Source organism: Chryseobacterium sp. C2(2020), assembly GCF_014218915.1.
In the GTDB taxonomy this organism is placed as follows: domain Bacteria; phylum Bacteroidota; class Bacteroidia; order Flavobacteriales; family Weeksellaceae; genus Chryseobacterium; species Chryseobacterium mucoviscidosis.
In genome coordinates, this window is the sequence record NZ_JACLCT010000004.1 from 1 (window position 1) to 16,766 (window position 16,766).

Annotated in this window: 11 protein-coding genes; 6 read left to right on the plus strand and 5 right to left on the minus strand. The window is 37.1% G+C overall.

What is annotated here, in order from left to right:
- Positions 1 to 82 precede the first annotated feature (82 nt).
- Complete coding sequence (locus H6W52_RS03400; protein ID WP_185216464.1) at positions 83 to 343, plus strand: hypothetical protein; 261 nt, start codon at positions 83 to 85, stop codon at positions 341 to 343.
- 164 nt (positions 344 to 507) lie between these two features.
- Here H6W52_RS03400 and topA read toward each other — a convergent pair whose 3' ends face one another.
- From topA to H6W52_RS03425, 5 genes are all read right to left on the minus strand, one after another.
- Positions 508 to 3,084, minus strand: coding sequence for a type I DNA topoisomerase (topA, locus tag H6W52_RS03405; RefSeq protein WP_116099667.1), 2,577 nt, complete (start codon positions 3,082 to 3,084; stop codon positions 508 to 510).
- 51 nt (positions 3,085 to 3,135) lie between these two features.
- The gene (locus tag H6W52_RS03410) at positions 3,136 to 4,284 is read right to left on the minus strand and encodes a hypothetical protein (protein ID WP_116099668.1); all 1,149 of its coding nucleotides are present in this window, start codon (positions 4,282 to 4,284) and stop codon (positions 3,136 to 3,138) included.
- Between the two features lie 136 nt (positions 4,285 to 4,420).
- On the minus strand, positions 4,421 to 7,891 hold the full coding sequence (locus H6W52_RS03415) for a T9SS type A sorting domain-containing protein (protein WP_116099669.1): 3,471 nt from the start codon (positions 7,889 to 7,891) through the stop codon (positions 4,421 to 4,423).
- A 311-nt stretch (positions 7,892 to 8,202) separates the two neighbouring features.
- Positions 8,203 to 9,342, minus strand: a complete 1,140-nt coding sequence (locus H6W52_RS03420) for an EpsG family protein (protein ID WP_116099670.1) — start codon at positions 9,340 to 9,342, stop codon at positions 8,203 to 8,205.
- The gene (locus H6W52_RS03425; protein WP_116099671.1) at positions 9,339 to 10,346 is read right to left on the minus strand and encodes a hypothetical protein; all 1,008 of its coding nucleotides are present in this window, start codon (positions 10,344 to 10,346) and stop codon (positions 9,339 to 9,341) included. The genes H6W52_RS03420 and H6W52_RS03425 overlap by 4 nt, the downstream gene beginning before the upstream one ends.
- 192 nt (positions 10,347 to 10,538) lie before the next feature.
- Here H6W52_RS03425 and H6W52_RS03430 point away from each other — a divergent pair, with 192 nt between their 5' ends.
- The 5 genes from H6W52_RS03430 (at position 10,539) to H6W52_RS03445 (ending at position 16,721) form a co-directional block, all read left to right on the plus strand.
- Positions 10,539 to 13,823, plus strand: a complete 3,285-nt coding sequence (locus tag H6W52_RS03430) for an MMPL family transporter (RefSeq protein WP_228457517.1) — start codon at positions 10,539 to 10,541, stop codon at positions 13,821 to 13,823.
- A gap of 107 nt (positions 13,824 to 13,930) precedes the next feature.
- Positions 13,931 to 14,194, plus strand: coding sequence for a hypothetical protein (locus tag H6W52_RS21155; RefSeq protein WP_228457518.1), 264 nt, complete (start codon positions 13,931 to 13,933; stop codon positions 14,192 to 14,194).
- A 40-nt stretch (positions 14,195 to 14,234) separates the two neighbouring features.
- Complete coding sequence (locus H6W52_RS03435; RefSeq protein WP_116099673.1) at positions 14,235 to 15,149, plus strand: hypothetical protein; 915 nt, start codon at positions 14,235 to 14,237, stop codon at positions 15,147 to 15,149.
- A gap of 1 nt (position 15,150) precedes the next feature.
- Positions 15,151 to 16,290: a beta-ketoacyl-ACP synthase III gene (locus H6W52_RS03440; RefSeq protein ID WP_116099674.1), complete on the plus strand. Its 1,140-nt coding sequence runs from the start codon at positions 15,151 to 15,153 to the stop codon at positions 16,288 to 16,290.
- Positions 16,290 to 16,721 (plus strand): hypothetical protein, encoded by a 432-nt coding sequence (locus H6W52_RS03445; protein ID WP_116099675.1) that lies wholly within the window; start codon positions 16,290 to 16,292, stop codon positions 16,719 to 16,721. The genes H6W52_RS03440 and H6W52_RS03445 overlap by 1 nt, the downstream gene beginning before the upstream one ends.
- The last annotated feature ends 45 nt before the right edge of the window (positions 16,722 to 16,766 follow it).

The window sequence follows — 16,766 nt, forward strand, 5'->3', positions numbered from 1 at the left end:
CCGAAAAATTTTTTGAGCTTTGAGGGCTCAAAATTTTTCAGAATAACTTTTCTACTTACACAGTTAGTAGGACACTACCAACATGAATTTCCAACCTGATCAGATAAAATTTACAATTTTCAGTATAGGAACTCAGCCAAGTAATAATTTAGTAATATTTCATTATGGAGGTACTAATTGCGGAGTTGGTTGGGGCAAAGTAACTTTAAAAAAACTTAATTCTACCCAAATATCCTGGGATTACAATCCTAACAGTACTTCCGTGGGAGATGATTGTCCTTCTACTGCTGATAAAACAGTTTATTTGCCTGAAACAGATAATCTAATTTTTACGAAACAATAATGAAAGCCTCTTCGGAGGCTGTTAACCAAAGTCTATAAAAGTGTGTGCTCTTTATAAAAGATCCACATCCTTTACTTTTATGAAAGGAGATAATAATATCAACAATACGACTTCAAACAAAAAGCACAGACCAAAATCTGTGCTTTTCTATTTTTACAATCTATCTACTTTTTTGCGGCAGGCTTTTTTGTTGTAGTTGCCTTTTTGATAGTGGTTGTTTTCTTAGCGGTTGTAGCTTTCTTCGCTGCAGGTTTCTTTTTCTCTGCAAAAGCTTTAGGATCCTGATCGGTAATCCATTTTTTAACCTCATCAAGAGAAATTTCTTTTAACTCTTCTCCTTCATATTTGGTATCATCTGCCTTTCTCGGAATCTTGAACATTGCCTTTCCGAATTTAACAAACGGCCCCCATCTTCCGTTTTCAATGGAGATCTTTTCTTTTTCCCATTGCTGGATGTATCGGTTCGCTTCTTTTTCGAGTTTGGCATCAATTAATTTATTGATGTCGCTTTGAGAAAGGTTTTCAAAATCGTATCGTTTTGGAACGTTTACGAAAATATCTTTGTACTTGATGAAAGGTCCGAATCTTCCGCTTCCTTTCGTTACCGGTTCCCCTTTGTAAGTAGCAATCGGCGCATCGGCAATTTTCTTTTCGTTGATGATCTCTTCTGCACGTTTCTGATCTACAGAAAGCGGATCTTCTCCTTTCGGAATGCTGATGAACGTTTCGCCCCACTTAACGTAAGGTCCGAATCTTCCGACTCCCACAGAAACCGGCTGTCCGTCCACTTCATTTAAATCGAATGGAAGTTTGAACAGTTCCAGTGCTTCTTCAAAAGTAATGGTTGCGATATTCTGTCCTGCCATTAACGAGGCGAAAATCGGTTTTTCTTCATCGTCTGTTTCCCCGATCTGGATCATTGCTCCGAATCTTCCGATTCTTGCGTGAACATTTTTCCCTGTTTTCGGATCTACTCCCAGAAGTCGGTCTCCGGTTGCACGGTCTGCATTTTCTTCTACATCTTCAATTCTTGGATGGAATTTCGAGTAGAAATCCGTCATCATTTCTTTCCATTTCTGGTCACCGTTTGCAATTTCGTCGAAGCTCTCTTCTACTCTTGCCGTAAAGCCATAATCTAAGATTTCTTTAAAATTATCGGTTAAGAAATCACTTACGACTTCTCCCGTGTCCGTTGGAACGAATTTATTTTTATCTCCTCCGAATTTTTCGTCAAGGACTTCTTTTTTAATGGTATCATTTACCAAAGAAATTTTCACCACTTCTCTTGTCTGCGGTTCTATTTCTCTTTTATCCACATATTCACGGTTCTGGATCGTCTGAATGGTCGGTGCATACGTCGATGGACGACCGATTCCCAATTCTTCCAGTTTTTTTACCAGACCTGCTTCGGTATATCTTGCGCTCGGTCTTGTGAATTTTTCGGTTGCCGTTATTTTTTTATAGTCTAAAACTTCTCCTACGGTTACTTTAGGAAGCAATTTTTCGTTGTTTTCTTCGTCATCTTCTTCAGCTTTTACAATTCCGTAAGCTTTCAGGAAACCGTCGAAAATAATGACTTCACCCTGTGCTTCGAAATGCTGCGGAAGTTTTGTGTTCCCGATTTCAATCACCGTTTTCTCAATTTTAGCATTCGCCATCTGAGAAGCAAGTGTTCTTCTGTAGATTAATTGGTATAATCTGTTCAACTGGGCATCTCCCACTGTTTTCACAGCGAAATCTGTAGGACGGATCGCTTCGTGAGCTTCCTGTGCAGAAGCGGACTTTGTGGTATAGTTTCTCGGTGCAGAATATTCCGCTCCGTATTCTGAGACAATTTGTTTTTTTGCGCCTTCAATCGCTTCCTGAGAAAGGTTTACCGAGTCGGTTCTCATATAGGTAATGTATCCTTCTTCGTATAGTCTCTGTGCAAGACGCATGGTGTTGGTTACATTATATCCTAATCTCGAAGAAGCTTCCTGCTGTAATGTAGAAGTGGTAAAAGGTGCCGAAGCTGAACGTGTTCCGGGTTTTGTTTCAACATTTAAAACTTTAAACTCGGTAGTTTTTGCCTGTTCTAAGAATTTTTCCGCCTCTTCTTCTTTATCGAAATCCTTTTTAAGTTTCGCAGAAATTTCCTGCTTTGTTTTATTTAAGAAAATTCCGTCTAATTTGAAACTTGCTTTCGGTACAAATTCACGGATTTCTTTTTCTCTTTCCACAATTAATCTTACGGCAACGGACTGTACTCTTCCCGCAGATAATCCCGGTTTTACTTTTTTCCAAAGTACAGGAGACATTTCAAAACCTACGATCCTGTCGAGAACTCTTCTTGCCTGTTGAGCGTTTACGAGATTCTGATCAATATCTCTCGGGTTTTCAATAGATTTCAGAATGGCATTTTTAGTAATCTCATGGAAAACAATTCTTTTTCTGTTTTCGGGCTTCAGTTTCAGTTCTTCTGCCAAATGCCATGCGATTGCTTCTCCTTCACGGTCTTCATCGGAAGCCAGCCAAACCATTTCGGCTTTTTTTACGGCAGCTTTAAGTTCGGTTACCAATTTCTTTTTGTCGGCAGAAACTTCGTAATCCGGACTGAAGGTCGACAGATCAATCCCCATTCCTTTTTTAGGCAAATCCCGGATGTGTCCGAAGCTTGATTTTACCTCGAAATCCTTACCTAAATACTTTTGAATAGTTTTTGCTTTTGCCGGTGACTCAACGATTACTAAATTTTTCGACATTCCAGAAATTTTTGCAAAAGTAAAGTTTTTTTATTAGATAGTTTTTTTGAATTACATTTTATTTAATAATTCAAGCGGCGCAACGAAGACTCTGTAGATAATTCCTTCGAAAGTAAAGCCCTTTCCGGACATCTCTACTCTATATAATAATGAGAAAATAATAATGAAAAGCGTGATGTAAAATTTACGGCTGATCACAATGGGTTCGAAAGCATAAATACTATGCTCCTTCCTTAACAGCAAAGCGAAAAGGACGATCATCAACATCATATGAATATACATCCATCTTCCCCAATCGATGGCGAGGTAAAACAGGGGAAATGAAAACAAAAAGGCTCCGATTAATAATATAGATAAAATCTTTCGGTTGTTTAGAAATTTTAAATAATAGCCTATATGAAAAATACTTAATGCTAAACTCAGAAAATACAGTATATATTCATTACTGTGCTGTCTGATATAATCTCTTTCATTGATGTTCCAGTAAAAAATTCCGTAGGTAGGATGAACTCCTCTTTCACAAAGAATCTGAAGAGATCTTCCTTCGTTTACATTTTTACCAAAAGCCAGGATTAAAAGCGTGGGAATTCCAACGGAGAGAAAATACTTGAGATATCTTTTAAATTCAAATTTTCCTGTTTTCAGATATAAAGCAATCGCAAAGTACGGGACGTAAAATAAAACAACTTCGTGCAGAAAGGTCGTTATGAAAAGTGCAATACAGAAAAAATATTCTTTGTTCTTCGACAGTTTATCGTTATCTAATAGGTAGGCAAACCATGCAAATAAAAGAAAAACAATAAATTCTTTTTTTCCGACATAGGTTACCGTATTTAAAAGTCCCACAAAACCAATGGAAGACAGTAAAAGTGAAAAATAAAGCAAATCGGCGGCTTTATACCGGATGAGTTTGGTATACAGCCAGAAAAATCCGGAAATAATTAAAAACTGTACGAAATAGACCAGATAATTTAACCGCAATCCTGTAAGATCCTGCAAAAGAAAGAAAAAGCTTCCGGACAATCCTCTTCTTTTAAATCCTCCATCCTGATAATTGATGAGCCAGTCTCCAAGAATATATCCGTCGTCCTTAAGATTGTAATAGTAGGTGAATACAAGCGTATAAACAGCCGTAACGGCAATTAAAAAATAGATACCAATTTTAATATTGAAATTCGATACGACTTTTTCTAGCCTCATAATGTGTTTTGAAAAATTTGGAACAAAAAAAGAGAAACAAAACAGCTTTCAGTTTGCTTCATTATTTATGACTCAAAAATAATGATTTTAACTTAATTACGGTTTTATTTCTCTTCGGGTTGCTATTTTATATCAATTATTCCTTAATGATTTTTACAATTTCTTTTGAATCGTTGATTCTCAGCAAATAGGTTCCGGTAATCAATGACGAGAGATTAGTTTTCCCGTTTTCAAATTTTCCGGATTTTACCAGTTGTCCGGACATATTGTAGATCTGATAATAATATCCTTCTCTGCTATCCGGCGTCTTGATGTACAGTTCATCTTTTACAGGATTCGGAAAGAATGAAATCTTATCTTCTCTGATCGCCTGAACATCATTTTTACTAAGAACCGTAGAAGGCTTTGAAGCAGGCAAAGAAGTGATCTGAAGCTTAGGAATTACCCCTTCTTCATTTCCTTCGGCATCATATTTAATTTTTACACAACGGCAGCTCATCCCGAAATACGGATCGTTGTTATCATGAAAAGCAATCATTCGGTTGGCGGTAGAAGCGGCATCAAACAAAATATTAACCGGTCTTCCGATATAATTTGAATTCAAAGCAGCAGTCCACACTCCGGGATACTGATAATTGATGAAATTATAAGTTCCTGCTGCGGTCTGGTTTGCCGTTACACTTCTGAAACCACGCGATCCGGAATTCGGATAGTTCCCGGTTTTGTAAGACGAATCATTAAACATATATCCGATGGTATAACTCGCGGAAGCACTTCTTCGCACTCTCTGTCCCAGATAATCTGTAATGACGCTGTATGAAGTGGCTGCATTCTTATCTTTTTTATACCAAGGCGTAAACCCGAAATCCTGCCCTGTTGATATCATAACTCCGGTAAGATCAGGAATTCTCCATCCTTCCGGACAAGGATCAAACGGAGATTTTTTGCCTCCTCTTCCCCATCGTTCAGGTGCAAGATTCGGCTCATTGGCTAGCCAGTCGGTTCCGTTTGTGTACAAAGGATTTGATGAATTATATGGCGCAAACGCGCTCGGAATCATATAAACCAATGGATTTTTCACAGAGTATGACAATATTTTGGAAACTTTATCTGAAATTTTATCCGCCGCCGAAACATTGGCGTTTGCCGAATTGGTGTAGGTGTTGTAAGGTACAATATAATTTCCGGCGAGATCGTTGTAGGAAGCCGCTGAAAGTGTTGTGTAGGTTAAAACTCCGTTTGCGGTATTTCCAAGATAAACAGGATGAGACGTTCTGTCGTCTGCATACTGAAAGATCGGCAACGGATCTTTTCTTCCCCACTGATAATGCAGTCCTGTGGAAGCTTTAATTTTTGCCAGTTCTGCCGCAGTTGGCGTTAACGGAATCGCTACAACAGGAAAGGCATCGGTCGCGCCAAGATTTCTGTCCATGAATTCCGCCTGAAATACATTATCTGCTTTCGGAACATAATTTACGTAGTTCGTCACTGAAGTTACAGGCAGTTCGGTTGTATAATTATAAGAACCTACCGCCGTGTCTGTTACCCAGATATGCCAAGACCAATACACAGGATTTGTGATGCTTCCGTTATGTAAAGTAACGACCGCATTTCCGCTTTGGTTAGGATTAATGGTAACTGCAATTTTAGAGGAAGAAATTGCTCCCAGAGAAGCAGGTGAAGGATTAACAACGGAGACACTGTTCACCAAACCGGTGTTGGTAGTCCAGAGAATATTGGCTTTAAGGCTATTAAAATTAACTGAATTTAAAATCTCTTTATTGTTCAGAAGCTGACTTTGTACAGAAAATGCCTTGCTTACAGGAATTTCTAAAGTAAAAGCTGAAGTATTTTTTACGACTTGATACGTATTCGGATTGTTGATTCCTTCCCGATATTCGGTTTCAGGAACGATATATTCTGTAGGGAAATCATATTCGTTTACGACATATAAAGGATCTTTTATGCATCTGCAACCCGCTGCATCTGTTGTAGAATTTCCTGCAAGCGGAAAATACCAGTATCTTCCTTTTACATCAGGATAACCGGAATCCGGAATATCCGGCTGCATTTTATCCGGAATTAAAAATAACGTTCTCGCTCCTACAGACGGCGTTGTATCAAAATGTCTTGCCATGGTTGCCGTCCATAAGGTGGTCTGATGCTGATCTGTAAACTGTCCTTGGTGCGCATTCAGAACAATGGCTCCCGTTCCCGGAAAAAGTCCCATATTGAAACCTCCTGCATTCGAAAGATCAAAACCGAAATTTGGATACAGCTTAAAATTGGTCATAAAACTTGGCGTTCCGGCAGCCGTAGGTTTTATTTTATGATAATTATTGGCTTCAAAAGCATTTTTAGACATATTTGTTCTTACGCCAAACGGAGAAAAATCTACCCTAATATCATCAACATAAGTAGGAGAAGCCAGATTGGCAACTAATGCGGATGGAACGCGCCATCCGTTCGGACAGGGATCATAGGAAGATTTATTTCGGTACGGCTGCGCTGCGGCATCAGTATTATATCCTGAAGTAACTTTTCCCTGAGAGTTATCTGACCAGAAATTAAGTTCCGGAAGCTGACTGTCATTCAAGCCCGGCATTTTCCCAAACCAGTTTACCATCAGATTTGCATTGTTGTTATAATAAGCAATGCCAGAATTGTCGTCTTTATTTACATAGATTAAACTTAAAGGATTTTTTACCGAAAGCTTCAGGTTATTGGAAACCGTAGCGTTAGAAAGCAGGACAAATTTTCTTAGATTATCAAAATTAGCTGCTCCGGTGAAGTTTTTTGCGCCGCGGTGTCTAATTCTCCCTATTGAGCCTGAAACCTCATAGAAATCATTCCCTCGGTAAACCAATGGCGGAATGGGATCTTTTCTTCCCCACTGATACAGCAGTCCTCCGTTCCTGTTCCAGTCGTTTGCCGTTATAGAACTGCTTACTGCACCGAGATTTCTATCCATCCAGCCCCATTCTTCATCGGGAATGGTTTCGATGGTTCCGTCTGCTTTTTGTCTTTTCACATTGGGATAACTTTTGTAGGCAGATCCATTGGAAGGATCATCTGTAACCCAAACGTGCCACGACCAGTAGATTTCTCCGTCTACCCTGAAAGCAATGACCGCATTTCCCTTTTTAGCTTTGTTTACCGGTACTTTAATTTTGGCATTTTCGCCGGAATCTGTAACTTCAAGCCGATAACCAGCGTCGGATTTTATTAAGCCGTGAACATCTTCCCAAAGAACATCTGCGGTTACTTTACCGGCAGGAATTCCTGCACCTCCCAATAATTTATCCTTCGCCCACATTGCATACGCTTTTCTAACGGGAATGTAAATACCGTTGCTGTTTTGGCTGGGATCAAAAATATAACTGTTGGGAGCTTTCGTCCAGTCCGGAGCTAATAACTTTCCGTTATGAGCATGGGGAAAACGGTCTTTATGCAAAGATTCCACCAATGAATCTGAGTGTCCAGAATGTATTTTTTCTGATGTTGCCCAATCATCAGACTTATTTATCTTAAAATTTTCTTTGGCGTATATTTCATGCGCAAACAGGCAACTTAAAAGTGCTGCGAAATTGGTAAACGATTTTTTCATGTCCTTGATTTTATGCTGTTGTTAATACAATACAACATTTAAACCCTTGTTAAAGAAAATCGATTTATTTTATAAATAACTTCACAATAAAATGAATTAATAAAACAATACCCCACAATTAATCATTATAGATGTCAATATATCATTTTCAAACTCAGGTTCTGCGAAAATACATTATTTTCTCTAATCTTTTTACAATAAATTATGCATCGAATTAATTTTAACACTCTGATAATTTGAGAGATATTGAAATAAAAAAGACAACACTCTTCAGTATTGTCTTCATTTATTGATGGTTGTTGTAAGCTCTTTTAAGGCAATAGATGATTCTCATACAAATCCCACGTAAATCTTCCGTTCACAATATTTTTAAAGCTTGAGAACACAACAAAGTTGAAAACAGTAAGAGCAATGATAAAAGAATAGATCATCTTTTTCGAATTCGAAGAAACCACATACATTGCATTCGGAATAATAATATAGGCAAAACCAATAAAAGCTCCCGCAAGGCGCGAAGAGAAAATAGGATTATCCCTGAAAATGAAATAAAAACAAACCCCGATTACAACATACGCACGATGGTATTCGTAGTAAGGAAATTTTTCTTTCATTTTTTCATCAAAAGCAAAAAGGAAGAAGGTGAGTATTGCCATCATTACTTCAGGAATTCCGATGGCTCCGTTCAATCTTTGCACCGTTTCATCCATATATCCGTTAAAACCAATAGAAAGTGTACTGTCTGCGGCAATATCCGTCATAAAATCTCCAAAAACACGATAGACTTCAAATGGTGACAGGAAGACAGAAGTAATAATCATAAAAAGCATTACAAATCTGTTCAGCGGTATTCTTACCAACCAGTACATCGGGACAAATACATAACAAACAGTATGAACTCCTGCTGCAAGATAAATACAGAGAAGATAAGCAAGAAGTTTCCTTTCTTTAATATATTTTATTCCGAAATAGGCGATAAACGAAGCGAGATTCTGCCTGATCTGTCCGCTTTCCCCGATAAAAAATCCGGGAATGAACATGAAAAGCATAAAGGTAAAGGGATAAAACGTATTATCATCCGTATATTCTACCTTAAAATAAATCGCAAGAATAGCTATTACAAAGGTGAGAATATAAAATGGTGCATTAAAAACATTCAGTAAAATTTTATTAATGAGTACATACAGCCATTCCACTTCGATTGGTTGAGGCCCCTTCATTCCGAAACCTTTCATAATGAGCGAGATGTAATCTTTGGTATCGGAATACACGTAAATTCCACGGTAACTTCCGTAATCCGGACCGACCTGATCGCGAAGTCCTGCAATAATCATGAGATAGATCCCCAAGAACCAAAGCCATTTTTTTTCAACTTTACCATGAAAAACTTCCTGATAACTGAAAATCAGCATATAGATAATGGCAATAATATAATATGGATGCAGTAAACTCATCTTTCCGGTAAACTATTTTTAAACTGATAAGAAGCCGTCACGATTCCCGTAATCAGCAAAGGCATAAACAATCTGGTCTCCCAGAAAAGCCCCACTAAAGTAATCATTAAAAGATACGGCAGCGCAAAAAACAAATATTTTTTCATCATTATTTTTCCGGTATCATCAGAAAAACCATAACTGAAATAAATCCCTAAAATTCCGAATAAAAGTCCGGCAAGATTAAAAGGACTTGTAAAATTCTTAATTAAATAAATTCCTTCCACAAAAGAAGCTTTCTGCGGAATTACTAGCCTTAAAGCAATATAAGGAAGAATAAACGCAATCACCAGCAAAGAAGTTTCTTTTATGAAAGTAAAATTCCTGTTCTTCAGGTTTTCAGGATCAATAAAAACCGCTGCAAAAAAAGCGATATTGAGACAGGCGGTTTCCCGCACAAAAGTTGAAATAAATATCACAATGCTTAATCCCAATAAATCCGTAGGTTTTTTATGCTGTAAATATTTCAGTGTTAAAAACATTCCTAAAACATAAAAAAAGATCGCAATACAGTCGCAGTTAGTCGGAACATATTGAAGAATAACGATAAAAAATACCGCAATAAGATGAACCATTCTTCTGATCTTCCGGTTTGAGAGAATTTCTATCGGTTTTAGTTCTAAAATTTTATGCAGAATAAATGAAGTCAGCAGAAAAAAGAAAACATTAATTAAAAAAGTACTGTGATAAAACAGCGAACCCTGCTTCAAAAGAAAATTTCTTGCAGAAGGAAGGTAATTATTCACCAAGGAAGTTATTATCTCCGTTACATGAACACTCAGGTAATTCGGGATTACACGGTATGCATACACAGACGAAAACATAAAATCCGGCGCTTTTTCCCAGGATTTAATTCCTACAACATAAGAAGTCTCAAATCCATAATAGGACATGAAAAAGAGAAGGAAAGGAAAGATTATAATAAATAAAAATCCGTTTATTTTTTCATCAAATAGTTTAAACATATCAAAACCTAAGTTTTAGACTTAGTCAATTTTTGTTTTAAAACACGCTTCATCAGTTGGGAACTTTTGCAAAAGTATATTTTTTTTTCATTTTTACTAAATATTTTATTGATTTTCAGATAAAACTTATGATAAAAAATTTTGAACTCCCCCCGAAAAATTTAAATTTGCAAACCTGATTTTTATAATGTAATGCATCGTTTTTTCATATTTTTATATTATCTGATCTCTAAAAACAAACTTCTATCCGTATTTTTTTCGGTCGGAATTGCCGTTTTATGCTTGTTTTTCGCATCGAAGATCAATTTTGAGGAAGACATCAATCAGATCATTCCTAAAAACGAAAAATCCGATCTTACCGCAAAAGTTCTGAAACAGCTCAATTTTTCAGACAAGATCATTGTGATTATCGAAAACAGATCCAAGGAAGAAAATTTTCAGCTTTCGGAGACTGCGGATTCTTTTTTACATGAAATTGAACCTCTGCAAAAATACATAGGTTCGGTTCAGGGAAAAGTAAATGACAGTGAAATTTCGGAAACCTTTGATTTCGTCAATCAGAATCTGCCTTTATTTCTGAATGAAAACGATTACAAAGAAATTGAGAGAAAACTTCAGAAAGACAGCATTGCCAAACAGGTTGAAAACAACTACGTTTCTCTGGTTTCGCCCACCAGTCTTGTTACCAAAGAATTCATTAAAAAAGATCCGCTCGGAATTACTTTTCTGGGAATCAAAAAACTCAACGCTTTAAACATCAGCAAAGATTTTAAGCTGGAAGACAATTACATCGTAACCAAAGACGGAAAAAACCTGCTGCTTTTCATCGATCCCAAAAACAAAAGCAACGACACCAAAAACAACGAAGCGTTTGTTAATCAGTTAAACACCATCAAAGAAAACCTCAACGCAAAATTTAAAGGGAAAACAGAAATCAGCTATTTTGGTTCGCCTGTCATTGCGGTTGCGAATGCACAACAGATCAAAAAAGACATTCAGAATACGGTTATTATTTCAATGATGGTTCTTCTTTTGATTCTTATTTATTATTTCAGGAATGTTTTTACACCGATTATTGTATTTCTTCCCACGGTTTTCTCGGTTTTACTCGCTCTTTTGATTTTATACTTCGTTAAAGATAAAATTTCGGCAATTTCTCTGAGCGTGGGAGCCATTTTGATAGGAATCACCATTGATTACGCCCTTCACATTCTGACGCATTACAAACACAACAACAATATTGAAGAGCTTTACAAAGAAATTACCCAGCCAATTGTTTTAAGCAGCGCAACAACGGCGGTTTCTTTTTTATGCCTTGTTTTTGTGCGTTCGGAAGCGTTGAAAGATCTGGGACTTTTCGCAGCCATAACGGTTATTTTATCTTCCGTTACGGCTTTAATTATCATTCCGCAACTGTATCATCCGAAGAAAAAAGAAAAAGCAGTCAATACAAATTTTATCGATAAAATCGGTTCGTATCCGTATGAGAAAAACAAACCTTTAATTATTATATGTTCGGTTATTATCATTGCGTGTCTTTTCGGATTCAGGAAAGTAGGTTTTAACGAAGACATCGGCGATTTGAATTATATTCCGAAAGATTTAAAAGTAAGCGAAGCAAAACTTCAGAAGTTATCCGATATTACGTCAAAATCCATCTACACGATTTCTTACGGTGATTCTGAAGAACAGGCTTTATCCAGAAATTCTGAGCTGAGCCGGTTTTTAGAAAAAGAAAAAAAAGAAGGTAAAATTTTAAGCTACAATTCTCTCGGGAATGTGGTTCTTTCTGAAAAAGACCAGCAGCAAAGAATTGAAAACTGGAAAAAATTCTGGGACGAAAATAAAAAGAATGAAACGGTTTCTGAATTAATTAAAAACGGAAATCAATTCGGCTTTAACAGTTCTGCTTTCGATCAGTTCAATGAAAATTTAAATAAAAGCTACTCTACGTTAACTTTAAAAGACTACGAAAAAGTAAAAGCACTCCAGATTTCTGAATTTCTGAGTCAGGAAAACAATTTTTATACGGTTTCCAATGTCGTAAAAGTAGACGAAAAGAAAAGAGACGCCTTCATTAAAGACGTTGAAAAAAAGCATGATGCTTTGGCAATTGACCGTCAACAGATGAATGAAAACTTTTTGGGCTTGCTGAAAAATGATTTTAACACGTTAATCAATTATTCCCTTTTAGCAATTATTTTAACGATTATTGTGTTCTTCCGTAATTTTGAATTAACGGTTCTCACGATGTTCCCGATTGTTTTAACGGGAGTGGTTACAGCGGGAATTCTTTACTTTTTAGATCTGGAACTGAATATTTTCAGCACCGTTGTCTGCACTCTGGTTTTCGGAGTCGGAGACGATTTCAGTATTTTCCTTACCCAGGCAATGCAGAAAGAGCACACGACAGGAAAAAACGAGCTTCCTACCTACAGAACATCCATTATTCTGGCGGTTTTCACGACCATTTTATCCATCGGTTCATTAATTTTCGCCAAACATCCTGCTTTGCATTCATTAGCTCTGGTGGCTTTAATCGGGATGTTCTCCGTGATCATCATCACCTCAACCTTATATCCGTTCTGGTTCCGTTTGCTGATTACGAACAGGGCTAAAAAAGGACTTTCTCCGGTTACCTTCAGGTTATTTTTCAATGCAGTATTGTCTTTCCTGTATTACGGATTAGGCGGATTGCTTTTTTCTGCCATCGGAAGCATCTTTGTAAAGCGATCGAAAGGCAAAACGCTGAACTTTATTAAATTAATTTTAGCGAAGTTTTTAACTTCTGTCCTTTATACGAATCCATTTGTAAAGAAAAAGCTTATTAAAAACCCGAATGAAGATTTCAGCAGACCCGCAGTCATTATTGCCAATCACACTTCGTTTCTGGATACATTGGCTTTAGCCATGACAACACATAAAATCATTTATCTGGTGAATGACTGGGTGTACAACTCTCCTGTTTTCGGAAAAATCGTGAGAGCGTTAGGATTTTATCCCGTTTCTCAGGGTATTGAAAACGGAATGGAAAAGCTGAGAGAAAAAGTAGATCAGGGTTATTCTCTGGTTGTTTTTCCGGAAGCAGAACGGTCTTATACCAATGATATCAAAAGATTTCACAAAGGAGCTTTTTATATCGCAGAAGAATTCGGACTGGATGTGGTTCCTGTTTATATTCACGGAAACTCTGAAGTAGAGCCGAAAGGAGACTTTATTATCTATGACGGTTCAATTACTGTAAAAGTGGGCGACAGAATTGATAAAAATGACGAACGCTTCGGGAAAAACTATTCCGAAAGAACGAAAAAGATCAATGCCTTTTTCAGGGAACAGTTTGCGAAGTTCCGAAGTGAGCTGGAGGATGAAAATTATTTTAAGAAAAAACTCTTCCTGAGCTATCTATATAAAGATAACGAAGTTGTACAGGAAATAAAAGAAGATTTTAAAAAAACAAATCGGTTTATTTTGAACTGAATAAACACCTTCCGAAAGGTGCCAATATTCTGCACATTGCAGATGATTTCGGGCAGAAAGATGTTTTACTCACGCTTCAGCAGGCGAGCCGAAGAATCTTCAGCTTAATGAAAGATGAAGAAAAAAGGGAAATCGCCGAACAGATTTATTTGGTTAAAAAAAGAAAAATTAGATACCTAAAAAACAGCACAGAAATTGATAAAAAGATTGACGTTCTTCTGGTTTCGGACGAAAGTTTCAAAGCAGATACTTTAACAGATCTTCCAGAAACTGTTATTTTCCTGAATGTGAAAAATACGTTACCGGAAAATAATAATTATACACTGAAATTCAGTTCTGAAGCTTTAAAAGTATTTCGTTCTGAAAAATAAATATGAAAAGCATATTTTTGTAAACGATTAAGGATAACCCATGCAAAAAGAGATACTCGTTATATATTATTCACAAACCGGACAGCTTACCGATATTGTAAAAAACATTGCCCGACCTTTTGAAGCCAAAAAGGATAAGTACAATGTTACGTACTACAACATTACGCTGAAGAAAGACTTCCCTTTTCCGTGGCCGAATGATGTATTCTTCAATACTTTCCCGGAATCTTACCTGCAAATCCCGAGTGAAATTCTGCCGCCGCCGGAAGAAGTGGTTAACAAAAAGTTTGATTTGATTATCTTTGGTTATCAGGTTTGGTATTTAACACCGTCCATCCCGATCATTTCATTCCTGAAAAGTGGTTTTGCGGAAAATATCCTGAAAGACACTCCGGTTGTTACCGTTTCGGCGACAAGAAATATGTGGATGTATTCTCAGGAAAAACTGAAAGTATATTTAAAAAAACTGAATGCGAAATTAGTAGGAAACATCGCTTTGGTAGACCGACACGACAATTACACCAGTGTTCTTACGATTCTTCGCTGGATGACCACCGGAAAAAAGGAAAAATCGGGAATTCTTCCTGCCGCCGGAGTTTCGGATGAAGAAATAAAAGGTTCTGTAAAATACGGGGAAATTATTGAAAAACATTTCAGCAATAATGATCTGGATACTTTACAGCCTGATCTGGTGAAAAACGGAGCCGTGGAAATCCGCGCTTTTCTGGTAAGAGTAGAGAAAGTGGGAAACAAAATTTTCACCATCTGGTCAAACCTCATCATGAAGAAAAAAGAAAAACGACCATTGCTTATTAAATTCTTTAAGGTATATTTGATGGCTGCGATATGGATCATTTCACCTATCGTATTGGTTTTACACTTATTAACAACACCTGTTTTCTGGTTTAAAAGAAAGAAACAAAGAGAATATTTACAAGGAATTAATTTAAAATAGAATGTACGACGTATTTATAACAAAAGCATCAAAATACCTACCCAATGAGCCGGTTTCTAATGATGAAATGGAAACGTATCTTGGTTATATAAACGGTGCAAAATCTAAAGCGAAAGCTCTTATTTTAAGAAATAACAAAATTACGACAAGATACTACGCGTTAGATAAAGAAGGAAATCCTACACATACCAATGCTCAGATAACAGCCAAAGCCATTGAAGGACTTTTTGATGAAAACTTCAAAAAGGAAGACATGAAACTATTGTCTGTGGGAACTACTTCTCCGGATCAGATCCAGCCTTCTCACGCATCCATGGTGCACGGTGAACTGAACATCGGGAAATCTATCGAAATAAATACTGCAACAGGACTTTGTAACTCGGGAATGAATGCCCTGAATTACGGATTTCTTTCTGTAAAAGCAGGAGTTCAGGATCAGGCAGTCTGCGCAGGTTCCGAGAGAATGTCGGCATGGATGACGGCGGATAAATTCAACCATGAAGCAGAAAATCTGGCTTTACTGGAAGAAAGACCCATCATCGCTTTCAAAAGAGAATTTTTAAGATGGATGCTTTCCGACGGAGCAGGCGCTTTTTTACTTGAAAATAAACCGAGAGAAAACGCTACGAATCTTAAAGTAGAATGGATTGATTTCTATTCTTACGCACACGAGATCGAAGCCTGTATGTACGCAGGATGCGAAAAGCAGGAAGACGGAAGCCTGAAATCATGGGCAGATTATCCGTCTGACGAATGGTTGAAACAGTCTATTTTTGCATTGAAACAGGACACGAAAATTTTAGATAAATATATTCTGGTAAAAGGTGCCGAAAGTTTAAGATCATCTTTTGATAAGCATGAACTTGATCCGGAATCAGTCGACCATGTTTTGGCGCATATTTCTTCAGGATACTTTAAAGAAGGACTTAAAGAAGAATTTGCCAATGTAGGACTGGATTTCCCTTGGGAAAAATGGTATTACAACCTTTCTGAAGTAGGAAACATCGGAGCAGGTTCTATCTTCATCGCTTTAGAAGAATTAATGAATTCCGGAAAGCTGAAAAAAGGAGAAAAAGTATTGCTTTGTGTTCCTGAAAGCGGAAGATTTGCTTATTCCTGTGCTTTGCTAACGGTTTGCTAATGGAAAACAGATTACCAACCTCCGATCAGGACTTTGTGGAAAGCTTAATTCCGCAAAGATTTCCTTTCGTCATGGTGAACAGCATTTCAGAATATTCCGATAGCCACCTGATTTCAGGTTTTGAAATTAAAGAAGACAATATTTTTGTTCAGAACGGAATTTTTCAGGCTTCAGGTTTGATAGAACATCAGGCGCAGAGTGTAGCTTTACACACCGGTTATAAATTTTACATTTTAGGAAAAGAAGCTCCTACAGGATATATCGGAGCCATAAAAACCTTTGAAGCCTATACTTTACCTAAATTGGGCGATACCTTGACTTCCGAAGTTTCCATCATCAATGAAATGATGGGCGTAACTTTAGTCGATATTGTAACCAAGCTGAACGATGAGGTTATTGCAAAATCTCAAATGAAAACGGTTGTAATGTAATTATACTTAGATAGACCTCATAGGTTTTTGAAACCTATGAGGTCT